The 25,907-nt window shown below is 71.1% G+C and carries 23 protein-coding genes and 1 pseudogene; 9 read left to right on the top strand and 15 right to left on the bottom strand.

What is annotated here, in order from left to right:
* The first annotated feature begins 9 nt into the window (after positions 1–9).
* The 8 genes and pseudogenes from rpsK (at position 10) to O0235_RS03430 (ending at position 5,553) form a co-directional block, all read left to right on the top strand.
* Entirely contained in the window at positions 10–420 is a 411-nt protein-coding gene (gene rpsK, locus O0235_RS03465; RefSeq protein WP_270057147.1) for a 30S ribosomal protein S11, read from the top strand.
* 15 nt (positions 421–435) lie between these two features.
* A complete protein-coding gene (gene rpsD, locus O0235_RS03460) occupies positions 436–1,065 on the top strand; it encodes a 30S ribosomal protein S4 (protein ID WP_270057146.1) in 630 nt (209 codons plus the stop codon).
* A 27-nt stretch (positions 1,066–1,092) separates the two neighbouring features.
* A complete protein-coding gene (locus O0235_RS03455; RefSeq protein ID WP_270057145.1) occupies positions 1,093–2,289 on the top strand; it encodes a DNA-directed RNA polymerase subunit alpha in 1,197 nt (398 codons plus the stop codon).
* 4 nt (positions 2,290–2,293) lie between these two features.
* Complete coding sequence (gene rplQ / locus O0235_RS15040; protein ID WP_308445659.1) at positions 2,294–2,941, top strand: 50S ribosomal protein L17; 648 nt, start codon at positions 2,294–2,296, stop codon at positions 2,939–2,941.
* A complete protein-coding gene (truA, locus tag O0235_RS03445) occupies positions 2,889–3,704 on the top strand; it encodes a tRNA pseudouridine(38-40) synthase TruA (RefSeq protein ID WP_270057144.1) in 816 nt (271 codons plus the stop codon). The genes rplQ and truA overlap by 53 nt, the downstream gene beginning before the upstream one ends.
* Positions 3,701–4,108 (top strand): annotated as a pseudogene (gene rplM / locus O0235_RS03440) (50S ribosomal protein L13); the annotation flags it as partial. The gene truA and the pseudogene rplM, both read left to right, overlap by 4 nt.
* A 321-nt stretch (positions 4,109–4,429) precedes the next feature.
* A complete protein-coding gene (gene rpsI, locus O0235_RS03435; RefSeq protein ID WP_270057143.1) occupies positions 4,430–4,828 on the top strand; it encodes a 30S ribosomal protein S9 in 399 nt (132 codons plus the stop codon).
* 161 nt (positions 4,829–4,989) lie between these two features.
* Positions 4,990–5,553 (top strand): hypothetical protein, encoded by a 564-nt coding sequence (locus O0235_RS03430; protein ID WP_270057142.1) that lies wholly within the window; start codon positions 4,990–4,992, stop codon positions 5,551–5,553.
* Positions 5,554–5,563: 10 nt separating this feature from the next.
* Here O0235_RS03430 and O0235_RS03425 read toward each other — a convergent pair whose 3' ends face one another.
* The 11 genes from O0235_RS03425 to O0235_RS03375 all read right to left on the bottom strand — a co-directional run bounded on the left by O0235_RS03425 (position 5,564) and on the right by O0235_RS03375 (position 19,903).
* A complete protein-coding gene (locus O0235_RS03425; RefSeq protein ID WP_270057141.1) occupies positions 5,564–6,052 on the bottom strand; it encodes a GNAT family N-acetyltransferase in 489 nt (162 codons plus the stop codon).
* Positions 6,053–6,062: 10 nt separating this feature from the next.
* On the bottom strand, positions 6,063–6,827 hold the full coding sequence (locus O0235_RS03420) for an aminoglycoside adenylyltransferase domain-containing protein (RefSeq protein ID WP_270057140.1): 765 nt from the start codon (positions 6,825–6,827) through the stop codon (positions 6,063–6,065).
* 9 nt (positions 6,828–6,836) lie between these two features.
* Complete coding sequence (locus tag O0235_RS03415) at positions 6,837–7,640, bottom strand: alpha/beta fold hydrolase (RefSeq protein ID WP_270057139.1); 804 nt, start codon at positions 7,638–7,640, stop codon at positions 6,837–6,839.
* A 65-nt stretch (positions 7,641–7,705) separates the two neighbouring features.
* Positions 7,706–8,725, bottom strand: a complete 1,020-nt coding sequence (locus O0235_RS03410) for a VWA domain-containing protein (RefSeq protein WP_270057138.1) — start codon at positions 8,723–8,725, stop codon at positions 7,706–7,708.
* Positions 8,722–9,642 (bottom strand): DUF58 domain-containing protein, encoded by a 921-nt coding sequence (locus O0235_RS03405; RefSeq protein ID WP_270057137.1) that lies wholly within the window; start codon positions 9,640–9,642, stop codon positions 8,722–8,724. The genes O0235_RS03410 and O0235_RS03405 overlap by 4 nt, the downstream gene beginning before the upstream one ends.
* On the bottom strand, positions 9,639–10,589 hold the full coding sequence (locus O0235_RS03400; RefSeq protein WP_373324422.1) for an AAA family ATPase: 951 nt from the start codon (positions 10,587–10,589) through the stop codon (positions 9,639–9,641). The genes O0235_RS03405 and O0235_RS03400 overlap by 4 nt, the downstream gene beginning before the upstream one ends.
* Positions 10,590–10,835: 246 nt before the next feature.
* The gene (locus O0235_RS03395; RefSeq protein WP_270057135.1) at positions 10,836–12,725 is read right to left on the bottom strand and encodes an aldehyde ferredoxin oxidoreductase family protein; all 1,890 of its coding nucleotides are present in this window, start codon (positions 12,723–12,725) and stop codon (positions 10,836–10,838) included.
* Between the two features lie 99 nt (positions 12,726–12,824).
* Complete coding sequence (locus O0235_RS03390) at positions 12,825–15,188, bottom strand: CaiB/BaiF CoA transferase family protein (RefSeq protein WP_270057134.1); 2,364 nt, start codon at positions 15,186–15,188, stop codon at positions 12,825–12,827.
* Positions 15,189–15,192: 4 nt separating this feature from the next.
* Positions 15,193–15,438 carry a hypothetical protein gene (locus O0235_RS03385; RefSeq protein ID WP_270057133.1) on the bottom strand — a complete coding sequence of 82 codons (246 nt, stop codon included), beginning with the start codon at positions 15,436–15,438 and terminating at the stop codon, positions 15,193–15,195.
* A gap of 127 nt (positions 15,439–15,565) precedes the next feature.
* A complete protein-coding gene (locus tag O0235_RS03380; RefSeq protein ID WP_270057132.1) occupies positions 15,566–18,148 on the bottom strand; it encodes a Calx-beta domain-containing protein in 2,583 nt (860 codons plus the stop codon).
* Between the two features lie 183 nt (positions 18,149–18,331).
* Entirely contained in the window at positions 18,332–19,903 is a 1,572-nt protein-coding gene (locus tag O0235_RS03375; protein ID WP_270057131.1) for an acyl-CoA carboxylase subunit beta, read from the bottom strand.
* A gap of 89 nt (positions 19,904–19,992) precedes the next feature.
* On the opposite strand from O0235_RS03375, the gene O0235_RS03370 reads away from it, so the two are divergent.
* On the top strand, positions 19,993–22,230 hold the full coding sequence (locus tag O0235_RS03370; RefSeq protein ID WP_270057130.1) for a CaiB/BaiF CoA-transferase family protein: 2,238 nt from the start codon (positions 19,993–19,995) through the stop codon (positions 22,228–22,230).
* A 72-nt stretch (positions 22,231–22,302) separates the two neighbouring features.
* Here the strand turns inward: O0235_RS03370 and O0235_RS03365 are convergent, their stop codons facing one another.
* The 4 genes from O0235_RS03365 to O0235_RS03350 form a co-directional block, all read right to left on the bottom strand.
* Entirely contained in the window at positions 22,303–23,511 is a 1,209-nt protein-coding gene (locus O0235_RS03365) for a thiolase C-terminal domain-containing protein (RefSeq protein WP_270057129.1), read from the bottom strand.
* 2 nt (positions 23,512–23,513) lie between these two features.
* Positions 23,514–23,930, bottom strand: coding sequence for a Zn-ribbon domain-containing OB-fold protein (locus O0235_RS03360; RefSeq protein ID WP_270057128.1), 417 nt, complete (start codon positions 23,928–23,930; stop codon positions 23,514–23,516).
* Between the two features lie 133 nt (positions 23,931–24,063).
* Positions 24,064–24,828, bottom strand: coding sequence for an ABC transporter permease (locus tag O0235_RS03355; RefSeq protein WP_270057127.1), 765 nt, complete (start codon positions 24,826–24,828; stop codon positions 24,064–24,066).
* Positions 24,825–25,814 carry an ATP-binding cassette domain-containing protein gene (locus O0235_RS03350; protein ID WP_270057126.1) on the bottom strand — a complete coding sequence of 330 codons (990 nt, stop codon included), beginning with the start codon at positions 25,812–25,814 and terminating at the stop codon, positions 24,825–24,827. Before O0235_RS03350 ends, O0235_RS03355 begins: the two co-directional genes overlap by 4 nt.
* Positions 25,815–25,907: the final 93 nt, after the last annotated feature.

Raw genomic sequence — 25,907 nt, 5'->3', positions numbered from 1 at the left:
GAGCTCCCCATGGCCGATCAGAAACGTGGTGCTGCCGACAAGAACCGCCGCCTGAAGCGGCGCGAACGCAAGTCCATCCCGCGCGGGCGCGCCTACATCAAGAGCACCTTCAACAACACGCTCGTGACGCTGACCGACCCGAACGGCAACGTCATCGCCTGGGCATCGGCCGGCGCGTCCGGCTTCAAAGGTTCCCGCAAAGGCACTCCCTTTGCCGCCCAGATGGCGAGCGAAAACGCCGCCCGCCGCGCCATGGAGCACGGCCTCCAGTCTGTCGAAGTCTACGTCCGCGGCGCCGGCAGCGGCCGTGAAGCCGCCATCCGCTCGCTGCAGGCCGCAGGCCTTACCATCACCGCCATCCGCGACGTCACCCCCATCCCCCACAACGGCTGCCGCCCGCCCAAGCGGCGCCGCGTCTAGGAGCGCATCACCCCTATGGCACGCTACACCGGCCCCGTCTGCCGCCTCTGCCGCCGCCACGGCGAAAAGCTCTTCCTCAAGGGCGAACGCTGCTTCACGCCCAAGTGCGCCTTCGAGCGCCGGCCCAACCCGCCCGGCCCGCGGCCGGCCCGCCGCCGCAAAATCAGCGACCGCGGCCTCCAGCTCCGCGAAAAGCAGCGCGCCCGCGCCTCCTACGGCGTCCTCGAAAAGCAGTTCGTCCGCTACTACAAGGAGGCCATCCGGCGGCCCGGCGTCTCCGGCGAAAACCTCGTCCGGCTCCTCGAAACCCGGCTCGACAACATCGTCTACCGCCTCGGCTTCGCCGACTCCCGCGCCCAGGCCCGCCAGATCGTCCGCCACGGCCTCATCGCCGTGAACGGCCGCAAGATGGATATCCCCTCCGCCCACCTCAAGGAAGGCGATACCGTCTCCTTCACGCCCCGGGGCCAGCGCAGCGAGTTCTTCAAAATCGTCCAGGACGCCATCAAGTCCAAGAACCCGCCATCGTGGCTCACCCTCGACCTGGCGAACATGACCGGCAAGGTCACCGCGCCGCCGGCCGTCGTCCCCGGCGAAACGCACCTGTTCAACGAAAACGTCATCATCGAGTACTACTCGCGCTAACCCCGTCAACGGTTGAGGGCACCCATCATGGAATCTCTCGAGCTGCTCGGGCACCCGGGTGAAGCCGCCCACCCCCGGCTCACGGTCGAAGACCAGACCGCAACCTACGCCCGCCTCGTCGCCGAACCCCTCGAGGCCGGCTACGGCATCACCCTCGGCAACGCCCTGCGCCGCGTCCTCCTCTCCTCCCTCGAAGGCGCGGCCATCACCTCCGTGCGCATCGACCAGGTGCAGCACGAATTCTCCACCATCCCCGGCATGGCCGAGGACACCACCGAGTTCCTCCTCAACGTGAAGGAGGTCCGCCTCAAGCCGATCTCTAACCGGCCCGCCACCATCTCCCTCGATGTCGAAGGCCCGGCCGTCATCACCGCCGCCGACCTCCAGGTCCCGGCTGACTTCGAGCTGGTCAACCCCGACCTTTACCTCGGCCGCCTCGAAACCGCCGGCAGCCGCCTCACCGCCGAATTCCATGCCGAGCTCGGCAAAGGCTACCAGCCCGCCGGCACCGTCGAAGGCATGCCCATCGGCGTCATTCCCGTCGACGCCATCTTCACCCCCATCCGCAAGGTCAACTACCGCGTCGAAAAGACCCGCGTCGGCCAGTCCACCAACTATGACCGCCTCATCCTCGAAGTCTGGACCGACGGCACCATCGACCCGGTCGAAGCCGTCGGCTTCAGCGCCGAGATCCTCGTCGAGCAGTTCTCCCTCTTCATCCAGCACGCGCGGCCGGAGCTCGGCCACGCCTACCACCCCTCCCTCACCAGCGGGGCCACTGGCGGCCTGCTCATGCCGCCCGACCGCTACAACACGCCGATCGAAGACCTGCAGCTCTCCGTCCGCGCCTACAACTGCCTCAAGCGCTCCGGCCTCATGACCGTCGGGCAGGTCCTCGAAAAGACCGAGGACGAACTCCTCGGCCTCCGCAACTTCGGCCGCAAATCCTACGACGAACTCCGCGAGCGCCTCATCGAGCTCGGCTACATCGACCCGAACCAGCCCGGGCTCGTCCCGCTCGTCGACCAGCCGGCGCGCCCCGGCGGCCGCCCCGCTGCCCGGCCCGGCAGCGCGGCCGCCCGCACGGCCCGCACCAGCGCCGTCATCATGGATGACGAAGAAGAAGACGAAGAAAACCTGAGCGCCCTCGGCAAGGCCCTCAAAGAAGCGCTGCTCAAAGACGGCAGCGCCGAGGACCTCATCGGCGCCGACGACGAGGAGTAGCCCCATGCGACACCGCGTAGCCGGCCGCCACCTCGGCCGCGAAACCAGCCACCGGATGGCCCTCTACCGGAACCTGGTCACCGACCTCCTCCGGTACGAGAAGATCACCACCACCGAAGCCAAGGCGAAGGAGATTCGCCCCATGGCCGAGCGGATCATCACCCTCGGCCGCCGTGGCGACCTCCACGCCCGCCGCCAGGCGCTCCGCTTCCTCTACGACCCCAAGGTCGTCAAAAAGGTCTTCGATGACATCGGCCCCCGGATGAAGGACCGGCCCGGCGGCTACCTCCGCATCACCGCTCTCGAACCGCGCAAGGGCGACGGCGCCCGCATGGCCACCATCGAACTCGTCGACATCGCCGGCGCAGTCGCCATGCCTCGCCCCCAGCGCGTGACCGCTCCGCCGTCGCAGCGCCGCGCCCCCACCCCCGGCGCCGCCGCCGCAGCCGCTGCCGCCGCCGAGATCGAAGCCGCCCGCGCCGCCGAGGCGGAAGCCGCCCGCGCCGCCGAGGCGGAAGCCGCCGCCGAAGCGCAGGCTGAGGCGCAGGCCGAAGAAGCGTCTGCCGCCGAGCCCGAAGCGCCGGCTGAAGCCGCTTCCGATGCCGAGACCCCGGCAGCCGAGGCACCCGCAGAGGAGGAAAAGAACGACTGACCCCGCTGCCGCGAAACGGTTCGCGGCGACGGTCAGCTACGACGGGACCGACTTCGTCGGCTCCCAGGTCCAGCCCAACGGCCGGACCGTCCAGGAAGAACTCGAACGCGCCGCGGAGCGCCTCTTCGGCACCCCAACGCGCGTCGACCTCGCCGGGCGCACCGATTCGGGCGTCCACGCGCGGGGGCAGGTGGCCGCCTTCACCGCCGCAACCCGGCTCGAAGCGGCCGCCATCGGGCGAGCGCTCAACGCGCTCCTGCCCGAAGATGTAGCAGTGCGCGCAGTGCGCGAAGTCCCGCCGGGGTTCGACCCCCGCCGCTGGGCCCGCCGCCGCCGCTACCGCTACACCATCGCCAACGGCGAGGCGCGGGACCCCCTCGCGCGCCGCTACGCCTGGCACCTCGAGGGAAACCTCGACCTGCCGGCCATGCAGCACCTCGCCGGGGCGTTCGCCGGCCGGCGCGACTACAGCGCCTTCGCCGGCAAACTCGAACCGGGGCGCTCACCCGTGCGCACCGTCTTCGAGACCACCGTCAATCGCTCCGGCGATTGGCTGTACATCGACATCGAGGCAGACGCGTTCCTGCCCCAGATGGTCCGGCGCATCACCGCCGCACTCGTCCGGGTCGGGCGCCACGCCGCAACCGAGGAGGAAATCGTCAGCCTGCTTCACCAGGCACGCCCGGGCAGCTTCATCCACGTCGCCCCCGCCCGCGGCCTCTGCCTCGAACGCGTCTGGTACGACGAGGGATATCAGCCATGAACACCACCGTCCGCATCAAAGCTTCCCAAATCTATAAGGATTGGCACGTCATCGATGCCGCCGGGCAGCCCCTCGGCCGCGTCGCGACCCGCGTCGCCACCCTCCTCCGCGGCAAGCACAAGCCCACCTTCGAGCCCCACCTCGATGACGGCGACTTCGTCATCGTCGTGAACGCCTCGAAGGTCCGCGTCTCCGGCAAGAAGGCGCAGGAGATGGTCTACTACCGCCACTCCGGCTACCCCGGCGGCCTCAAGGCGCGCAGCTTCGCCGAGCAGCTCCAGCGCTTCCCCGAGAAGGTCATCGAGCGCGCCGTCTGGGGCATGCTCCCGAAGGGCCCGCTCGGCAAGCAGATGCTCAAGCACCTCAAGGTCTACGGCGGCCCCGAGCACCCGCACCAGGCGCAGGTCATCGCCAGCCAGCGCGCCCAGGAAGCCCGCAAGGCCCAGCTCGAGGCCCTCGCGAACGAACCATACCGCCCGAAGGGCCTCCGCCCGCTGACCGCTGCCGCGGTCGTCGTGCCCGCCGCGCCCTCCAGCGAAGCCGCTGAAGTCGCCCGCCGCGCCCGCGCCCGCGTCCTCCAGCAGGAAGCCGAAGCCCCGGCGGCCGAAATTGAGGCCCCGGCGCAGGCCGCTGAAGAAACCGCGGCTGAGGCACCCGCCGAGACCGACGAGAAGCCGGCCCGCCGCCGCCGCACCCGCGCAGAGCAGACCGAGGAGTAACCACCCATGGCCGAGCAGCAGTACTACTACGGCACTGGCCGCCGCAAGACCGCCGTCGCGCGCGTCCGCCTCATCCCCGGCCCCGGCGCCATCATCGTCAACGGCAAGCCGATGGAAGAGGTCTTCGCCCGCGAAACCCACCGCGTCGAAATCCTCGAGCCCCTCAAGCGGCTCGGCCGCGAAGGCCGCTTCTCCGCCACCATCAAATGCGCCGGGGGCGGCATCAGCGGCTGGGCCGGCGCCATCCAGATGGGCATCGCCCGCGCCCTCGTCGCGTCCGACCCCTCCCTCAAGCCGCTCCTCAAGCGGCCCGAAAACCTCCTCACCCGCGACGCCCGCATGAAGGAGCGGAAGAAGCCCGGCCTCAAGCGGGCCCGCAAGGCGCCGCAGTTCACGAAGCGCTAACCCGCGCCGCTGCCCCGTCTGCGCTGCATCCCGGGAGGCCCCATCGCGGGCCTCCCGGCCTTTTCATGCCCCGGTCACCATCCCGTCACCCGCGGGTTCCCGCCCTCCCGCTCTGCCCCGCGCCGCCGCGCGCTCGATCGCCACGCTGGGGAGGCCATCGCGTGGACAAAGGGAACCTCGTCTTCGTTGGCGCGCTGCTCGCGGCCGGCGCCCTCGCCTACCAGTCCACCATGGGGGGCGCCGCTTCGCCGCCTGCCGCGGAGACGCCGGCTGCAGCAGCCAGCGAACACGCCGCCGACAGCCACGGCGACGATGGACACGCGACGCCCGAAGCCGCGCACGCCGCCCGCACGCCGACGCCGGTCCCCCACGGCTCCGCCACCCCGGCCGCCGGCACGCCCTCGCCCACACCGACCATCCGGCTGACGCTCGACCAGGTCCGGTCGCTCCCGAGGGCTACCCCCGTGCCTGCTCGGCCGGCAGCGCCGCCGTTCCGGCCGTCTGCGCCCGCCAGCGCCCCCGCCGAGCCGGCGGCTCCCCCTCCCCCGTCGCCGCCCGCGCCGGCTCCAACCTCAGCGCCGACGCCGTCTCCGAGCCCGTCACCGGCGCCGCCGGCATCGCCGCCCGCGCCAGCGCCGACCCCGACCGTGCCCCCTGGCCTCCCCTATCCCCCGCCGCTGCCGCCTCCGCCGGACGGCAGCCTCGGCTTGCCCCCGCGCGAATGAGCGCCGCCGCCTACGGCAGCTCCCGCCCGGTCCCGATGCGCAGCTCGAGCACGTCGACCGGCGCGGCGAACCCGTGCCGCGCGTAGAGGTCGCGGCTTCCCGAGGTCGGCCACAGGATCACCGAATCCACCTGCGCCGCCCGGCAGGCATCTAGCGCCGCACCCAGCAGCGCCGCCCCGATGCCCCGGTTCCGCCAGGCCGGTGCGACGTACATGCTCGTCACGTAGCCGTGCAGCTCCTCCTCCGGCCCCGGGTTCGGCACCTTTTCGATGAGCTGCAGCCAGGCGCAGCCGATAGCCTCGCCGCGGTCATCTTCGACCAGCCACGCCTGCCAGCGCCGGCCCTCGTCGAGCCGTGCCGCCATCCAGGCTGCCGCCCGTTCGAGGAATGCGGCTTCGGCCTCCGCCGCCTGCCCGAGTTCGGCCCGGAATGCCCACCGGAGCCGCGCGAGCGCGTCCGCGTCCGCCGCAGCCGCCGGCCGGAGACTCCAGCCGTCCATGCGAGCGGGCCTATTCGTCCTCGTCCAGGTCCATCCGAACCCGGTTGATCTCGTCCAGCACCCAGCCGACGAACCGCTCCGCGTGCTCCTGGCTCGGGCCCGTCGCCGAGCGGCCGAGGTGCTGCTTCAGCGCCAGGCGCACGGGCATCATGTTCTTCCGCTGCCGGAAGAACCAGTACGCGCCCTCCTGCTTGCTCACCAGCTCGCCCGTGTAGGCGTACCGCAGCGCGCGCACCGCGTTCAGCACCGCGTAGCCCGGCGTGGCGTTCGCCACCGCCCAGCCCAGCTCATCCGCCATCGCCTCCAGCACCCAGCTGCGCGGGATGATCGGGAACATCTCCTCCGGCTCGGGGCCGATGATCGCCCGCCCCTTCTCCCGTGCCACCGCGTAGTGGAGCAGCAGGTCCGGGTCGCCCGGGTGCCCGTGCCCGTCGACGAATGTCCGCGCCTCCGGCACCGTGCACAGGTGCAGTTCGAACGGCGGCGAGTGGCTTTCGACGTCGAGCGACGCATCCGTCACGATGCTCAGCTCGAGCCCGGAGCCGGGACACGGCATCTCCGGGTCCATCAGCAGCTCGGCGATGAGCCGCTGCTGGTCCTTCGTCAGCGGCTCCTCGACCACTGCCAGCATGTCGAAATCCGACCGCAGGTACTGAAACGCCCCCATCGTCGCGGAGCCGTGGAGGTAGAGCCCGATCAGGTTCTCCCCCAGCGCCCGGTCGAGACGCCGCCCAACGTCCCGCGAAAACCCCATGATCTTTCGCTGCAAATGCATGCCCGCACCCTACCTTGTGGTGTGACGCTCCAGGAACCCCATCACCGCCGCGCCCGCTTCCTCGCGAAACTCGATGAAGTACCCGTGCCGCCCTCCTTCGACGAGGTACAGCTCCGCCCCCGGGATCCGCCCGGCCAGCAGCGCCGCGTTCGCGGTCGGATTTATCCGGTCCTCCGACCCGTGAATCACCAGCACCGGCGCGCGGATCTCCGTCAGCCTCTCCCATGCATCGTGCCCCTGGCTCGCTTCGTAATGCAACCGCTGGGCATACGCCGGGATGGGATTCCTCGCCCGTTCGCGCAAAAATGCCAGGTACTCCGGGTGCGCCGCCAGCCAGCCCGGGCTCACCATCTCCTCCGCGAGGAACTGCGCCGCCTCCTCCGGGTCTGCCGGCCGCGTGCGCATCTTCGCATCGACCTCAGGCGGCCGCTTCACCCCGTGCGCATCCCCCGGCGTCGTGCACCCGAGCACCACAGCGCCCACCCGGTCCGGGTAGTCGATGGCGATCCACTGGCAGATGCGGCCGCCCATCGAGATGCCGTAGATGTGCGCCCGCTCGATGCCCAGGTGGTCCAGCAATCCGACCGCATCCGCTGCGAACATCCGCGTGGTGTACGGCGGCTCGCAGGGCTTGTCGCTCTGCCCCGTCCCCCGGTGGTCGTAGACGATGACCTGGAAGCGGCTGGCGAAGTCGTCGAGCACCGGGTCCCAGCCGTGGTGGTCGCTCCCCTGTCCCATCACGAGCAGCAGCGGCTCGCCCGAACCGTGCACCTCGTAATACAGCCGCACCCCGTTGCATACCGCGAACGGCATGGCGGAACCCTACCGAATCGCCGTCCTCGATGCAATCTCGTTCCAGCCTGAACGAATGGTCAGGATTACGGGAACCGGTTGAACCACAGCAGGCCCAGCGCGCCGCCGGCGAGCACCAGCACCCCCGCCAGCCCGGCCGCCGCCCAGCTCACTTCCGTCCGCTCCTCGACGTAGCCGATGCGGTCGCCGAGGTCGCGGTAGATGCTCTCGAGCTGGCTCGCGCCCGGCGCCTCGAACGCCCGCCCGCCGGTGACCTCCGCGATCGCCTGCAGCGTTTCGAAGTCCGGCGGCACCCGCACGGTGCGCTGCCGGCCCTGCGGGTCCGTCACCACCGCGATGCCGTCCGGCGTCCCGAGCGCGATCGCATACACCGGCACGCCCGCGTCGGCGGCGAGCTGCGCCGCGTCCAGCGGCTGGTACGTCCCCACCGTCTGCGCGCCGTCGGAGAGCAGCACGATGACCGCCGGCGCCGCTTCGCCTTCGCCCCGGATTGGCGCCGGCGTCGCGGGCGTGCCGTCCGCGTTCGTCCCCGCCGGCTGCTGCTCCAGCGCCGCCCGCACCACGTCCACCGCGGTCGCCAGGGCGTCGCCCATCGCCGTGCCGCCGAGCGGCGCCAGGCGGTCGATCGCCGCGTGCACCTGCTCCTTCTCCGTCGTCGGCGGCACGAGCACGTTCACCCCGCTCGAAAAGCTGATGAGGCTGATGCGGAAGTCCTTCGGCAGCCGGTCGACCAGCGTGTGCGCCGCCTCCTGCGCCGCCGCCATTCGCGTCGGCGCGACGTCCGTCGCGTTCATCGAGCCCGAGACGTCCGTGACGAGGACGACCGTGCCTTCCTGCCGCGGCGTCTTCGTCACCAGCTGCGGCCGCGCCAGGGTGAACACCACCGCCGCAATCGCGAGCAGGTACAGCGCCGGCGGCAGGTGCCGCCGCCAGTTCGGGCTCGCCTCCACCACGTTCGCGAGCAGGTCCAGGTTCGTGAACCGCGCCGCGTACTTCGGGCGCCGCCGCTGCGCCAGCGCATAGAGCCCCGCCAGCAGGGGCACGACCGCCAGCCCCAGCAGCATCCACGGCCAGAGGAACGTCATCGCACGTATCCTTTCTCGAGCAGCCCGGCCGCGAATGCGCGCAGCCAGTCGCCCGACGTCGAAAGCACGATATGGCGGGCCCCGGCCCGCGCGATCGCCGCCGCCACCTCCGCCCGCTCGGCCGCCGCCGCCGCCGCGAACCGCTCCCGCAGCCGCCGCGACCCCGTATCCACCCGCAGCTGCCGTCCCGTCTCCGGGTCCATCAGCCACAGCTCGCCCACATCCGGCAGCTCCTGCTCCCGCGGGTCGCGAATTTCGACCGCGACGACGTCGTGCCGCCCGCACAGCTGCAGCAGCGGCCGCTCCCAGTCCCGCGGCCCGCGGAAGTCCGACACGACGAGCACGAGCCGCCCGCGGCCGGCAAGCCGGTCAATCTTCTGCAGCGCCCGGCCGAGCGACGCCGTCCCCCCTGCCGGCGGCTGCAGCCGCAGCGCCAGCAGCAGCGCGAGCAGCCCGGCGCGGCCCTGCGCCGGCCGCATCAGCCGCTCCCGCTCGCCGTCGAACAGGTACACCCCCAGCGCGTTCCCGTGCCGGGTCGCGACATGCCCCGCGGCCAGCGCCACCCCCTCCGCGACGTCGTACTTCCGCCGGTCCGCCGTGCCGAACAGCATCGACGCCGAGGCATCGAGCACCAGCCACGTCGTCAGCACCCGCTCCGCTACGAACTCCCGCACATGGGGCACGAGCGTCCGCGCCGTCACGTTCCAGTCGATGCGCCGCACGTCGTTCCCCGGCACGTATTCGCGCACCTGGGCCAGCTCCGTGCCCGTCCCGAGCCCGTGCGAGCGGAAATCGCCCGCGAGCAGGCTGCTGACCCGCCGCCCGACGGTGATGTCGAGCGCCCGCAGCACCGCTTCCGGCATCGGCCCCGGCCCCGGGGCGTCCGGCGTCGGCCGCCGGGCGAGCAGCGCACTCACGCGGACGCCTCGGCCGCCAGTTCGATGCGCGGCACCGGCACCGCCGCGAGGATCCCGTCCAGGATCTGGTCCGGGGTGACCCCCTCGGCCAGTGCCTGGTAGGTGAGCACCATCCGGTGGCGCAGCACGTCCCGCGCCAGGTCGAAGACGTCCCCCGGCAGCACGTACGCCCGCCCGCGCAGCAGCGCCACCGCCCGCGCGGCATGGACGAGGTTGATGCTCCCGCGCGGGCTCGAGCCGAACGCGATGTGCTCCTTGTGGCGAACCAGCCCGTACCGCTCCGGGTGCCGCGTCGCATCCGCCAGCGCCACCGCGTACTCCGCCACCGCCCGGTCGACGTAGACCTCGGCCGTCAGCGCCTGGAACTTCGCCAGCTCCTCCACGGGCAGCACCTGCTTCACGCTGCCGACCGGCGCCAGCGACCGCTGCACGATCGCCAGCTCCTCCGCCTGCGCCGGGTAGTCCACGATCACCTTCATCATGAAGCGGTCGACCTGCGCCTCCGGCAGCGGGTAGGTGCCCTCCGACTCGATCGGGTTCTGCGTCGCCATCACGAGGAACGGGTGCGGCACCCGGAACGTCTCCAGCCCGATCGTCACCTGCCGCTCCTGCATCACTTCGAGCAGCGCCGACTGCACCTTCGCCGGGGCACGGTTGATCTCGTCCGCCAGCAGGATGTTGCAGAACACGGGCCCCTTCTCGGCCACGAACTGGCCCGTATCGGGCCGGTAGATCCGCGTGCCAACGAGGTCCCCCGGGACGAGGTCCGGCGTGAACTGCACCCGGTGGAATGTCCCCCCGAGCACGTCCGCCACCGTCTTCACCGTGAGCGTCTTCGCCAGCCCGGGCACGCCTTCGATGAGCAGGTGCCCGTTCGCCAGCAGCGCGACGAGCACCCGCTCCAGCATCTGCTCCTGCCCGACGATCACCCGCTTGATTTCGAACATCGCCGCCTCGAAGACGGCATGCGCCCGGGCCGCCGCCTCCTGCCGGGACTCATCCTGCCAACCGGTCACGCGCTACCTCCGCGAGTTGGGGGCCCTCGCAGGCCCGTGCCACCTACCCTGAAGCATGGCGCCGCAAATGGCGGTAAAGCATGCCGGCCGCAGCCGGCCGGTTTTCCCTTCCCCGAACGCAGCGCGCCCCTCCCGGGTGCCGGGAGGGGCGCGTCGCATCAGCCGGGAAGCCGGCAGCTATGCGTGGAGGACCGCCGCCACGTCCTGCAGGCCGAGCGACTCGAGCTTCGCCTTCGACGGCTTGCAGGTCTCCGTGTCCCAGTCGCAGGCCTTCAGGAACTCGACTTCGAGCGTCTCGGTGTCGAGCTTGATGCCCTGCAGCGGGCCGGCGTGCGTCGCCTCGGTCGATTCACCGGTGACCCGCGGCGGCACGTGCCGCTTCCGCGGGTTGCCGCCCTCGCGCACCTCGTAGGCCATGCGCAGGTTCGCGATGCGCTCGCCGATCTGCATCATCTCGTCGAGGTCGATGTCCCAGCCGGTCACCGAGTTGAACCACGTCGGGATGTTCGCCGTGTTCGCCGCCATCATCACGAACTGGCACATGCCGCCGGCGTTGACCACGTGCATGTACTCGCTCGCCGCCTTGTGGTGCTCGCCGCGGCCAGTGTAGACCTTGTTGTCGGCCGGCGCCGGCGGGATCTTGCCGAGCCGCTTGTTCCCCTCGTACTGGGTGTGGCGCGCGGGCGTCGGGTCCAGCTTGTAGGTGGTGTGGTATTCGGGCTGGAGCTTCGGGTCGTGCATCGGCAGCTCCTGCCCGCCGATGTGCATCGCGTACTTCTCAGCCCCGCGCCCGATCTTCTCGGCCGCGACCTTCACGCCGTCGGCGAACACCGCCGCGATGCCCTTGCGCTCGCCCATCGCCTTCAGGAAGGCGATCATCGCGTCCGCATCGCCCCACCGGAGCTCGATGCCCTCGGTGTCTTCCTTCGTGATGATGCCGTTCTCGTAGCACTCGATCGCCATCGAGATGGCGCCGCCGGCGCTGATGACGTCGAACCCGTATTCGTTGCACAGGTGGTTCGCGTAGATCAGCGCGTCCGGGTCGGCCACGAGGTTCATCGTGCCGAAGGCCGCCATCGCCTCGTACTCCGGCCGGTGCGTGTGGTGCGGGTACGGGTACTTCGGGTTCGTCGACTCCTTCGATTCGGCGCCGCACGCCATCGGGCACCGCCAGCAGCCGTACGACTTCTCCATCCGCGGGTTGATCTGCGACCCGCCGTCGATCTGCTGCGCGATCGGGAAGTCGATGATGCCGACGCCGCCCCAGTTCTTCACCGGGCTGTCGCCGTTCAGGGCCGACATCGCCGTGATGCCCGTCGTCCCGAAGTTGTGGAAGAAGTCCCGCAGCGGCTTCACGAACTGGTCCAGGTTCTCCCGGAGCAGCTTCGTCGTCTCCGGCGTCTGGCTGATGACCTTCCGCTCGGCCAGCACCACGACGGCCTTCAGCTTCTTCGAGCCCATCACCGCGCCGACGCCGGAGCGTGCCGCCAGGCGGCCGTGGTCGTTGCACACCCCGCTGATCAGCGAGAGCGTCTCGCCCGCCGGGCCGATGTTCGCCACGCTCGCGCGCTTGCCGTGCCGGTCCTTCAGCACCTTCTCGTTTTCGATGGCGCCCTGGCCCCAGAGGTCGCTCGCGTCGCGCAGCTCGAACTTGTCGTTGTCGATGAGCAGGTAGACGGGCTTCTCGGCCTTGCCGAAGAACATGATGCCGTCCCAGCCCGCGAGCTTCAGCACGCCGCCGAAGTCGCCGCCGCAGTTCGCATCGCCCCAGCCGCCCGTGAGCGGGCTCTTGCACACCACCTGCCACCGCTGCCCGAACAGCGGCGTCCCCGTCAGCAGCCCCGCGAACATGCCGAGCATGTTCTCCGGGCCGAGCGGGTCCGCGCCCTTCGGCACGCGGTCCCAGAGCATCCGCGCGCCGATGCCGTACCCGCCGAGATACTGCCGGTACAGCGATTCGTCCGGGTATTCGACCGTGATCTCACCCGTGGTGAGATTCACGTTCAGCATTTTCCCGTTGTAGCCCTTCTCCGCGAGGGCACCATTCGTCGCCGTTGCTGTCGTCAACTCCCTTTGCCTCCCTGGCGCTGGTTGCGCCGTGCTGCGCCCTGCATCGTTGCCGGTTTCACGAACGCCCGCAATATGCTCGGACCGGCATAGCGAAACTCACCCGATGCCCGCCGCCAGCCGCGCCACTTCGTCCGCATCCAGCCCCAGCACCTCCAGCAGCACCTCCATCGAGTGCTCGCCGAGGCACGGCGCCGGCCGCCGCGGCCCGCTCCGGTAGCCGCTCACGATGAACTGGTGCCCTTCGTACGGCACCTCGCCCATCTCCGGGTGGACCATCGGGTGGAAGAACTCCCGGTGCGCCAGCTGCGGGTCGCAGAGCAGGTCGCTCGACCGCTGCACGAACCCGGCCGCCACCCCGGCGGCCTGCAGCCGCCGCATCAGCTCGAGCCCGTCCTGCCCGGCCGTCCACGCGGCCAGCTTCGCGTCGATCTCGTCCTTCCGCGCCCGCCGTCCTTCAGCGGTCGCGAATGCCGGGTCGGCCGCCCACGCTTCGCCGATGACGCTGGCGAGCCGCTCCCACATCGCATCATTCTCGACCGCGATGGCGATCCACTCGTCGTGCCCGGCCACCGGGTAGGCGCCGTGCGGCGCCATATCGCGGTCCTCGTTCCCGGCCCGCCGGGGCACCCGCCCGTTCAGCTGGTACTCGACCAGCTCCGTCGCGAGGAAGTGCAGGGCCGCCTCCATTTGCGCCTGCTCGATGCGGCACCCCTCCCCCGTCCGCTTCCAGCGGTCGACGGCCGCCATCACCGACGTCGCGAGGAACCGCGGCGCGATCGTATCCGTGTACGCCGTGAACGGCCCCGACGGCGGCCGATCGTCCCAGCCCGTCACCTCATAGAAGCCCGAAATCGCCGCCGCATGGTTGCCGTAGCCGGCCAGCTTCGCTCCCGGCCCCGTCTGCCCCATCAGGCAGGTCGACACGTAGATGACGTCCGGGTTCACCGCCTTTGCTGCCTCATAATCCAGCCCCAGGTCCGCCATCGTCCCCGGCGTGAACGACTCCAGCACCACATCCGCCCACGCGATGAGCTTCCGCGCGATTTCGCGCCCCTCCTCAGTCTTCAGGTTGAGCGCAATCGACCGCTTCGACGTGTTGAAGGCGCCGAAGAACTGGCTCCGGTTCGGCCCGAACACGCCGTCCTTGAACGGCCCGCCGACCCGCAGCCGGTCCGGCGGGTTCGACGTTTCGATGCGGATGACGTCCGCGCCGTGGTCCGCGAGGTACTTGCCGGTGATCGGCCCCACGCCGATCCACGAGAAATCCGCCACCTTCAACCCGGCGAACGGCAGCGTTCCCTCCGGTTCGCCGCCCGCTACCTGGCGCGGTTCGCGCGCCGCCGGCTCGCCTTGCGGTTCGACCTTGCTGCCGAACTCCAGCGGGTCGCACATCGCCCGCACCCACGGCCCGGGCGCCTTCACGACGACACCCGGCCGCACCTCGAGGTCGCGCCAGTAGTCGCGCACCTGCAGGTGCACGAAGTCGAGGATCTCCGGCACGGTCGTCACCGGCGCGAAGGTGACCCCGGAGGCCAGCCCGATCTCCAGCAGCTCCTTCTTCGTCCGCGTCTGGATCCACTCCTGGAGCTTCCCGAGGACCTCTTCGTAGCCGTACTTCAGCGGCTCGCCAGCGAGCACCTTCACGTCATACCGGGCCCACTCCTCCCCTTCCAGCCACTCTTCCGGCACGATGCCGTCCCGGACCAGCCACGCCATCATCGGCTTGAGCGTCGCCCCGTTCCCCAGCACCACCACCTCGCCGTCCTTCGCCCGGTAGACCATCGGCAGCGTGATCGTCCCGAGCTGGAGCGCCGTCCCGGCACGCTCGAAATCCCGCCCCTGGATGGCGTGCGCGATCATCGCCTGCAGCCCCGTCCAGAAGACCGCGGCCTGCACCGAGACGTCGACGAACCGCCCCACGCCCGTCCGCTCCCGCAGGTGGTGCGCCACCATCGCCCCGACCGCGCTCTCCGCTGCGCCGTGGAGCCAGCACTGCGGCACCGTCACCCGGACCGGCGGCCGGTCGGGGTCGCCGTTCAGCGCCATCATGCCGCCCATCGCGGCGAGCACCAGGTCGGGCGCATGGTAGTGCGCGTAGGGCCCATCCTGCCCGAAGGGGCTCAGTGCCACGTACACCAGCCGGGGGTTGATGCCGAGCAGCGCCTCGTGCCCGAGCCCCCGCGCGGCCATCGCGCCCGGCCCCCCGTTCTCGAACAGGAAATCCGCACCCCGCACGAGGTCGAAGAACCGGTTCCGCCCCTCCTCCGTATCGAGGTCGAGGCCCACCCGCTGCTTGCCGCGGTTGTACACCGCATAGCGCAGCGCGTTCCCCGGCTCCGGTTCGAACCCGGGCGGTTCGACGCGGATCACCTCCGCGCCGAGGTTCGCGAGCATCATCGGGCCGAGCGCGGCACGCTCATCGGTCAAATCGAGCACGCGGTAGGGGCTCAGCATGCCCATCGTCTTACTCCCCTTTGCTCTCCAGGCGGTCGAGCCGCGCCATCAGCTTCTGGTCGATGCTGTAGTGCCGGAGCACCTCCCAGCCGAGAATCCCGACGCCTGCGATGATGCCGCCGGCCACCGCAAGCCATCCCGTCCCGTTCGCCGCGCCGATGCCCACCAGCACCGCGCCCGCCCCGGCGATGAGCGCGCCCGCCGCCGACGTGACGTGTCCCGCTTCGCTCTCGTGGAGCCTGCGCCAGCTCCCCATATCTGCGCCTCCGATTGCTGGAATCGGGCGCAACTATAGCAGCGCCGGCGGCCTCCTGAGCGCCTGCAAAACGAAAAAGGGGCCAAATCGGCCCCTTTTTCTCCCGGCTCGCGGGCGGCGGCCCGGCTCAGTTCGCCGGCGCGACCCAGGTCAGGCTCGCCGGCGCCGTCGGCCGCAGATAGATGAAGTACGCCGTCCCGGTCCGGAAGGTCGTGAAGTCGTTCGCGCCCGGCACGTTTTCCGTGCCCGGGAAGTAGCCGCCCCACGACTGCGTCTGCGGGTTGAATAGCCAGACGGCCCCGACCTGCGCCGAGATGTTCGTCGTCCCGGCCTGCGTCCCGCCGATCGCCTGGCTGATCGGCTTGTTGTCCGCGCCCGTCCAGACGATGAGGGTGAACGTCCGGTAGAGCGTGTACGTGATCGTCCCCGCCGAGGTCACCGTGAAGTTGTCCGCCGACGTGTTCGCGCTCGTCCCCGCCGGGGTCGTGACCCGGATGTCGTACGTCCCGGCTGCCAGCCCGGCCGGCACCGTCGCCGTGATCGTCGTGCTGTTCACCACCGTGAACGACGCTGCCGTGGTTCCGAAGGTCACCGCCGTCGCCCCGGTGAAATTCGTGCCGGTGATCGTCACGGTCGTCCCGGCCGGCCCGCTGGCCGGGCTGACGCTCGTCACCGTCGGCGCCGGCGACCCGGTGCAGGTGAAGTCGTCCGCAACGGTGTTCGGGCTCGTGCCGCCGGGCGTCGTCACCCGCACGTCATACGTCCCCGCGGGCTGCACCGGCGCTACCGCGACCAGCTGCGTCGAGGACAGGTATGTGAACGTCGCCTGTACGGTCCCGAATGCCACCGTCATGCCGCTCGAGGTGAAGCCCGTCCCGGTCACCGTCACGATGGTCGCGCCGTTGCAGAGCCCTTCCGTCGGGCTGATCGCCGTCACCGTCGGCCCCCCGGTGTAGATGAAGTCGTTCGCCGTCCCGGTCGTCACGTTCTGCCCGTTCGGCGTCGTCACTACCACCTCCGCCACGCCGGCCGGGTTCGGCGGCGTGACGCAGGTAATCGTGGTCGCACTGACCACCACGAGCGACGTGCACGGGACGCCGTTGAAGGTGACCGACGTCGCGCCGGTGAAGTTCTGGCCGGTAATCGTCACCGGCGTGCCGCCCGCGACCGGCCCGGCACCCGGCACGATCGACGTGATGACCGGGATGATCGTCGAGTCGGTGATCGTCAGCGTCGCCGACGACGGCGTCCCGAGGACGGCGCCGCCCGTCGGGTTGCTCAGCTGGAGGATGACCGTCTCCGGCAATTCGGTCAGGGTGTCCGGGATGGGCGTCACCGTGAACGACTTGTTCCCGCCCTCGCCGTTGGCCCAGGTCAGCGTCCCGCTGGTGGGGGTGTAGTCGACGCCGGCCGTCGCCGTTCCCCCGGCCACCGTCGCGTAGTCGACCGTGACCGCGCCGGTCGTGCCGCCCGTGCGCGAGACGGTAATCGTGATCGCCCCGCCCGCTTCGGTGCCGGTGTACGTCGCCGAGGTGAACTGGATGCTGCCCGTGCCGTCGTCATCGAGGATGGTCAGCGTCGCCGTCGCCGGCGAGCCCAGCGTGGCGCCGGTCGCCCCGCTCAGCTGCACGATGACCGTCTCGGGGACTTCGACCAGCGTGTCCTGCAGGATCGCGATGGTGCAGAACTTGGTCGCGCTGTCGCCGCTGGCCCAGGTCAGTGTCTGACCGGTAACGGAGGTGTAGTCAGCGCCGGCCGTCGCCGTCCCGCCCGCGATGGTGCTGCACTGCACGCTCGCAGGTCCGGTGCTCCCGCCCGTCCGCGTCACGGCGATGCTCGCCGTCCCGGCGCCCTCGTTGACGCTGTACGCCGCCTGCGCGAACTGCACCGTTCCCGGCCCGTCGTCATCGATGATGGTGAGCGTGTGCTGGGTGATCGAACCGCCGCCCCCGCTGAAGCCCGTTATCGGCGTGCCCAGCTCCAGCACGATGGTTTCGTTCGGCTCCGTCGACGTGTCGCCGACGATGGTCACCTGGCAGTTCTTCGGTCCCGTCTCCGACGGGTTGAAGGTGATGGTCTGGTTCGTGAACGAGTAATCGACACCGCCGCCGGTGGCTGTGCCCGGCGAGGCCGCCAGCTTGCACGTCACGCTGTCGGTGCCCGCGGTCGAGCCGCTCCGCACCACCGCGACGTTGACCACCTGCGTGCCGCTGTTCCCCTCGGTCACGCTCGAGCTGGCGCTCTGGAACGAGTACTGCGGCGGCCCGTCGTCATCGATGATCGTCACCGTCGCGCTGGCCGTGCCGGTGCTGCTTCCCGGCGGCACGCTGATGGTCACGCTGAACGTCCGGTTCCCGTCGTTTGCCGCGTTCTGAATCGTCGAAACGTTGAACGAAAAACTGTTGCTTCCCGGAACCGTGAAGATGTAGCTCGTGACGCCCGGGTGCACGTAGTCGGTCCCGTCGACTGCCGTCCCGTCGGTGATGGCGATCGTCACCTGGACGTTCTGCGTGCCGCCGCTGCGGTTGATGGTGATGGTGACGGCATTGCCCTCGATCACGCTGTACGCGTTTGAGCTCAGGCTGAACGTCCCGTCGGCCCGGGCGCTGCGCAGCCCCACCCCCACCGCCAGCGCGGCGGCCGCCAGCACGGCCAGCACCAGCAGCAGGTTGCGGCGCGCAGGATGACTCATCGCGCTCGTCGCTCGCATGTGCACACCTCCTGCATCTCCAGAACGTCCGCTCGCCGTTCCCGTGTTCCCGGCGCGCGGGGGCACTCCGTAACTCTACCCAGAGTGTCAAGATTTCGGCACCCGGGGTTTCCTTACATTTCCATGGCGCGAACCGCCCCGCGGGCGCCCGCCTCCCCCAGGACGTTCCGCCGTTGGCAGCCCCTACGGCCGGTGGCCCCGCAGCCGCGGCCCGAGCTGGTGCCGCTCCACCGCGTACGCCTGCTCCACCCAGTCGCACAGGATCGGCCGGGTGTCCCGCGGGTCGATGAGATGCTCCACCCCGAACGCGTGCGCCGTCCGCAGCGGCGACCGCACTGCGCCGAGCTTCGCCATCAGCTCCGCCCGCAGCGCATCCGGGTCCTCGGCCGCAGCCAGGTCCCGCTTGTACGCGGCCTCGATCCCGCCTTCGAGCGGCAGCGACCCCCAGTCCGCGCTCGGCCACGCGTACCGCAGGTTCAGCCCCGCCGTGTTCGCGTGGCCCGCCCCGGCGACCCCGTACACCCGCCGCAGGATGACCGTCACCCACGGCACCTTCGCCTGGAACACCGCGGCCAGCGCCAGCGCGCCCTTCCGGATGGTCGCCGCCTTCTCGCCCCATGTCCCGATGACGAACCCCGGCTGGTCCACGAGGTTCACGCACGGCAGGTGGAACGTATCGCAGAGGTCCACGAACCGCGCCAGCTTCTCGCTCCCCTGCGCCGTCAGCCCGCCGCCGTAGTGGTACGGGTCGTTCGCCACCACTCCGACCGGGTAGCCGTCGAGCCGCGCGAAGCCGGTCACGACGCTCTGGCCCCAGCCCGCGCCGATTTCGAAGAACGATTCCCGGTCGAACACGCTCGCGATGATCTGCCGCACCCGGTACGGCCGCCGCCGGTTCTTCGGAATCGCGCCGATGAGCCACTCGTCGCGCCGCTGCGGGTCGTCGTTCGGCTCCGCCCGCGCCGGCTGCTCCCACGCGTTCTGCGGCAGGTACGAAAGGAACCGCCGGATTTGCTCGAACGCCTCCTCCTCGCTCTCCGCGAGGTTGTCCACTACCCCGTTCCGCCAGTGAATCTCCCAGCCGCCGAGCTCCTCCTTCGTGACCGTTTCGCCCATCCCCGCCTCCACCACCGGCGGCCCGGCGACGAACACCTGCGAGGTGCCCTTCACCATGATGCTGAAGTGCGAGGTGACCACGCGCGCCGCGCCGAGCCCCGCTACGCTCCCCAGCGCGGCAGCCACCACCGGCACCTCAGAGAGGTTCGCGATCACCGTGTCCCAGCCCGGGTTCGCCGGGATGTACGTGTGCCCCTGCGTCCCCTGCGTCCGCACGCTCCCGCCGCCCCCGGTGCCGTCGACCAGCCGGATGATCGGCACCTTCAGCTCCCGCGCCATCCGCTCGGCGTACACCTGCTTGCCGGCGATCGCCGCATCCGCCGCGCCCCCGCGCACGGTGAAGTCGTCGCCGCCGATGACCACCCGCCTGCCGCCGATTCGCGCCATCCCGGCCACGAAGTTCGCCGGACGGAAGCTCACGAGGTTCCCCTGCTCGTCGTACTCCGCCTTCCCCGCGAGCGCGCCGACCTCGGCGAAGCTCCCGGGGTCCGCCAGCTTCGCAATTCGCTCCCGAACCGTCAGCTTGCCGCCCGCGTGCTGCCGCTCGATGTTCTCCGGCCCGCCCATGCCGTAAGCGAGCTGCTCCCGCCGCCGGATCTCCTCCACCTCCGGCAGCCACGTCTCGTTCGACTGCGTCATCGGACTACCCCCTGCCTGCGTCTGCCTGTGCCGCAGGATTCTACGCCCCCCGCACGGCGCCCCGGCGGCTGCGCTATCATCCGCGCGCCATGGAGCTCCTCGCCGGCCTGCGTGTCTGCGCCGCCTCCCGCTCGCCAGCGGCCGCGTATGCCGCGTGGCTCCTCGGCCAGTTCGGCGCCGAAGTCCGCCACGCCACGGCGCTGGACCCCGAAGGCCTCGGCGCGTTCCTCGCCCCCGGCGCCATCGTCGAACCGGAGCCGCAGCTCCGGCCGCAGCCCGGCGACCTCCTCATCACCGACGCCCCCGTCACCGATGCGAGCCGCGCTGCCCTCGATGCCCTCGCCCGCGACCACCTCGTCGCATGGGTCACGCCCTTCGGGCTCGATACCCCCTGGGAGTGCGCACCCTCCACCTCGCTCACCCGGTACGCCGCCGGCGGCTGGATGCACCAGGTCGGCGACCCCGCCCGAGAACCGCTCGCGCCGCCCGGCGCGCAGGACCTCTTCGTCGCCGGTCTCTGGGCGGCGCTCGCGGCCGCCGCCTTCGCCGAACGCGGCCCGGGCCTCATCGACGTGCCAGTGGTCGCCGCCCTCGCCGCCACGACCATCTACGACGCGGTCGCATTCCAGTACTTCGGCCGCCTCCGCGGCCGCGTCGGCGAGCGGTACGCCCCGACTCAGCCAACCATCGTCACCCTGCCCTGCGCCGACGGCTTCGTCGGCATCCACGCCGCCCTCCACGGCATGTGGGTCACCCTCGCGCAGCTCGCAGGCCACCCGGAGCTGGTCGACGACCCCCGCTTCGCCTCCCCCACCGACCGCGCCGCGAACATCCGCGACCTCGACGCCTGCCTGCTCCCGTGGCTCGGCCGCCACAGCCACTGGGAGCTCTACCACCTCCTCCAGCAGCACCGCGTCTGCGCGGCCGCCCTGCCGACCCTCGACGAAGTGCTCGCCTCGCCCCAGCTGGCCGCCCGCGAGGCCTGGCGCACCGCCGAAACCCCCTCCGGCCGCCGCTACCGCGTGCCCGGCCCGCCGGCCCGCGTCCTCGCCGAAGCCGGCCCAGCCGAGCCCGGCTACCGCGCCGCGCCCGGCCCGTGGCGGCCCGGCGCGCTCCGCGTGGTCGACCTTTCGATGGGCTGGGCCGGCCCGCTCGTCGGCCACGTCCTCGCCGCCCTCGGCGCCGATGTCATCAAGGTCGAAAGCCACACCCACTTCGACTGGTGGCGCGGCTCCCGCCCGCCCGGCGACGACCCCGGCCTCGAACTCCACGAACGCTCCCACGTCTTCAACGCCGTCAACCGCGGCAAGCGCGGCATCACGCTCGACCTCGCGCACCCGACCGGCCGCGACCTCGCGCTCCAGCTCATCAGCTCCGCCGACGTCCTCATCGAAAACTTCGCCGCCGGCGTCCTCGAGCGGCTCGGCCTCGGCTGGGACGAACTCGCGGCCCGCAACCCCCGCCTCGTCATGCTCCGCCAGCCGGCCTTCGGCTCATACGGCCCCGAGGCCGGCTACGTCGGTTTCGGCAACACCATCGAAGGGATGTCCGGCCTCTCGAGCCTCATCGGCTACGAAAACGGCCCGCCCACCATGCTCGCCAACGCCTGCGGCGACCCCGTGTCCGGCCTGATCGGCGCGCTCGCCGTCCTCTCTGCGCTGCGCGCCCGCGAGCGCGACGGCCGCGGCCGCCTCCTCGAATGCGCCCAGCTCGAAGGCTTCCTCCCGCTCGTCTCCGACGAACTCATCGCGTTCCAGCGCACCGGCGACCTCCCCCGCCGCCGCGGCAACCGCCGCCCGGGGCACACTCCCTCGGGCGTCTATCCGGCCGCCGGCGACGACCGCTGGGTCGCAATCGAGGTCGCAACCGAAGCGCAATGGGCCGCCCTCGCGGAACTCGTCGGCGGCCCGCTCGCGGACCCGGCCCTCGCTGACGCCGCGGCCCGGGAAGCCCGACGCGATGCCATCGATGCCGCGCTCTCCGCTTGGACCGCGGCGCAGACCGACGGCGAGGCGGCCAGGCGCCTCCAGGAGCGCGGCATCCCCGCTGCCCCGGTGAATACGGAGGCCGACCTTCTCACCTTCGGGCCGCTCGACGGCCCGGGGTTCTGGGTCGGCGAAGAGCGCGAGCCGGTCGGTTTCCATCTTTACCCCGCGCTCGCCGTCCGCAGCGGCGGCCAGTACGTCGCCGCCATGGGGCCTGCTCCCCGGCTCGGCCAGCACACTGCCGAGGTCCTCGCCGGTCTCGGCCTCGAACCCGCGGCCATCCTCGGCCTCGAAGCGGCCGGCATCACCGGCACCCGCCCGGCGCCGCGCGCCCGCGCTTGATTCCATGCGGAAGCGGAACGGCCCGCCCCCGCGCAGGGACGGGCCGGTTGCGTCGCGGCCGCGCGGCCGGGTTCAGTCCGCGACGAGGATGAGCGTCCCGGTCGTCGAGAGGCTCCCGCCCGTCCCGTTGACGATGCAGGAGCGGGCATCCACCTGCTTGCCGGGCAACCCGGTTACGCCGTCTTCGGCCGTCCGCGAGAGCTGCCGGTACGCCTCGACCAGCAGCTGCATCCCGTACATGCCGGAGTGGTTGAACGACAGCCCGCCGCCGTTCGTGTTGATCGGGAACTTCCCGCCCGGCGCCGCCCGGCCGTCCTTCCAGAGCAGGAACCCCTCGCCACGCGGCGCGAGGCCGAGCATCTCTGCCGTAATCCCGGCGGTGATCGTGAACGAGTCGTAGATCATCGCCATCTCCATGTCTTCCGGGCCCATCCCTGCCATCCGGTAGGCCGCCGCCGCCGAGGCCGCAGCCGAGGTCGCCGTGAAGTCCTCCATCTCGAGCATGTTCGCATGGCCCATGCTCTCGCCCGCTCCCGCAATCCACACCGGCTTCGTCTTCACGCTCCGGGCCACCTCCGGGCTCGCCACGAGCACCGCCCCGCCGTAGTCCGTCACGAGGCAGCAGTGCAGCAGCGTCAGCGGCCACGCCACGACCCGCGAATTCTGCACGTCCTCCACCGTGATCGGCCCGCCGCCCGGGTTCGTCTCCTTCGAGAACATGATCGCCCGCGGGTTCAGCATCGCCCACTGCCGCGTCACCACGGCGATGTGCGCGAAATCCTCCGGCGTCGAACCGAACCGGTGGTTGTGACGCGTCATCGCATGCGCATAGTTCGAAGGCGCGCCCGAGACCCCGTAGATCTGCTGGAACTGCTGGCCCGGGTCCCACGGGTCAGGCGCGCCCCGCGGCCGCCCCGTCCCGCGGCCCCCGGTCGCACGCGCCGACCAGCCGTTCTCGCCGTGGCTGATGAGCGCCACCTCGATGATGCCCGCGTGGATCGCCGCCAGCGCATGGTGCACGTGCATCTCGAACGAGCACCCGCCCACCGACGTCGTGTCGATGTACTTCGGATGCAGCCCGAGGTGTTCCGCCAGCTGCGACGACCACCCGGCGCTGAACACCCCGTCGATGCGCGAGATCGGGATGCCCGTTTGCTCGCTGACGTTCTTGATCGCCTCGATATGGAGCTGGAGCGCCGTCTTCGGGGTCGCCGGGTAGCCGATTTCGTTCGCCTCCGCCGCTCCGATGATTGCCGCCGCGCGGGAAAGTTCGCCGGGCATCGCTACTCCTCCACCACGCGCCAGAACGGGATGCTCACCTCGTCGCTGGCCTGCTCGAACTCCACGCGCACCTTCGCGCCGATCCGGATGCGCTCCGGTTTGGTCGGGTCCACGCCCCGCAGCACGGTGAACATCCGGTCGCCCTCCTTCAGGTCGATGTACGCCGTCACGAACGGCACCTCGTCCGCCCAGCCGCCGAAGGCCCGGTGCTGGACCGCGAACGTGTGGATGCGGCCCTCGCCGCTCGCCTCGATCCACTCCAGCTCCCGCGAATGACAGAACGGACAGAGCAGCCGCGGGTACCAGTGCACCCGGTTGCAGGTCGTGCAGCGGGGCAGCATCAGCTTCCCCGCCTTCGCCCCCTCCCAGAACACGCGGTGCACGGGGTCGGGCTCGGGTATCGGCTTCGTATAGGCCATGGGCGCGCGAACCTCTCCTTCGTCGCCGGGCACGGCCCGCCGCGGGGCGGCCCCGGCGTGGTGCCCCGAACCTACGGACCGCCCCCGCACCGGTCAACTATCCGGACGGCCAGCCAGGCAAGCCCCCGCCCCGCTACTGCCGCACCCGCGACCGCAGCGCCAGCAGCGTCAGCGTCAGCGTCACCGCCCCGATCGCGAGCACCGCGACGCCGCCCTTCGCCAGCGCCGCCGCATCCCACCCCTCGGTCACCAGCGACCGCATCCCCAGCAGGATGTACGTGACCGGGTTCGCCCGCGCGATGGCCTCCAGCCACGCCGCGAACACCTCGATCGGTGCGAACGTCGGCGCGAGGAACAGCAGCGGGAAGAAGACGATGAAGCCCGCCTGCGCCGCCTGCGGGCTGCCGGTCTTCAGCGCAATCGCGACCCCGATGCCCGAGTACGCGAGCGCGAACCCGAACGTCGCCGCCATCAGCACCGCCATCCCGGGGACGCCCGTTTTGAACTCCGACCCGTACAGCAGCGCCAGGACGATGATCGCCCCCGCGAGGATGACCGCCTTGATGGCGTCTGCCAGCATCCGCCCCAGCACGATCGCCAGCCGCGGCGTCGAGGTCAGCGCCAGCTTCTCGAAATAGCCCGACTGGATGTCCAGCGTCATCGCCAGCCCGGCGCCGCTCGCGACGCCCGCCGCGCCCTGCAGGATGGCGACCGGCAGCTGGAACCCCTTGTAGTCCGCGACCCCGAACGCGTTTTGCGCCACTGACCCGATCGCTCCGACAGTCACGACATAAAAGAAGAGCGGGATGAACGCGTTCGCTACTTCGTTTGCCGGCTGCCGGACCGATTCCCGCAGCGCCCGGGCCGTCAGCAGCCACGTAGCCGCCAGGACGTTCATCGCGTGCCTCCAGGTGCTGCGGCCTCCGCCGCTCGCGGGCTCCCGTCATCCAGGTGGTGCCCGGTCGCCCGCAGGAACACGTCATCGAGGGTCGGCTGCTTCAGGACGAGCGTCCGCGCCGGCGCCCCCGCCTCGTCCAGCAGCCGGACGATGGCGGCCACGGCCGCGGCCCCGTTCGGCAGGTAGACCGCGACCTCGCTCCCGGCCGTGAGGACGCGCTGCACGCCTTCGAACAGGTTCAGCGCCGCCGCCGCGCGCCCGGCATCCGCCTCGCTGCCGAAGGTCAGCGTCACCACGTCCGTCCCGATCGTCGCCTTCAGCTCCGCAGGGGACCCTTCAGCCACGATCCTCCCCCGGTCCATGATTGCGACCGTGTCCGCCAGCCGGTCCGCCTCCTCCAGGTACTGCGTCGTCAGGAAGAACGTCACGCCGCGCTCCCGGTTCAGCTCCAGCACGTACTGCCACACGGCGTCCCGGGTGACCGGGTCGAGGCCCGTCGTCGGTTCGTCGAGGAACACGATCTCCGGCCCGTGCACCAGCGCACAGGCGAGGTCGAGCCGCCGCTTCATCCCGCCCGAGTAGCCGCGAATCGGCCGGTCCGCGGCCTCCGTCAGGGTCACCACCTCCAGCAGCCGGGCCGCGACCTCCCGCGCCTCCTTCGCCGGGAGCCCGAAGAGCCGCCCCTGCAGCGTCAGCAGCTCCCGCCCCGTCTGCAGCTCATCGAGCCCGACTTCCTGAAGCGCGACGCCCACGCGCCGCCGCACTTCGGCCGGGTTCGCCAGCACATCGACCCCCGCCACCCGCGCCGTCCCCGCCGTCGGCCGCAGCAGCGTCGTCAGCATCCGCACCGTCGTCGTCTTCCCCGAACCGTTCTGCCCGAGGAAGCCGAAGATCTGCCCCGCCTCGACCCGCAGGTCGATCCCGTCGACCGCCCGGATCTCGGGGCCGAAGTGCTTCGTCAGCCCGGTCGCCTCGATAGCCAGCACGTGCTCCTCCTGCGCCCGGTGAGCGGGGCGCTCCAGCGATCGTAGCCCCTCGGCCGGCGTCTGACCCGGCAGGGGCGGCCTCCTGCTGACAGG

Origin of the sequence: Tepidiforma flava, from assembly GCF_027594505.1 — a bacterium.
Taxonomy (GTDB): domain Bacteria; phylum Chloroflexota; class Dehalococcoidia; order Tepidiformales; family Tepidiformaceae; genus Tepidiforma; species Tepidiforma flava.
This window is presented reverse-complemented; position numbering and strand designations above follow the sequence as displayed.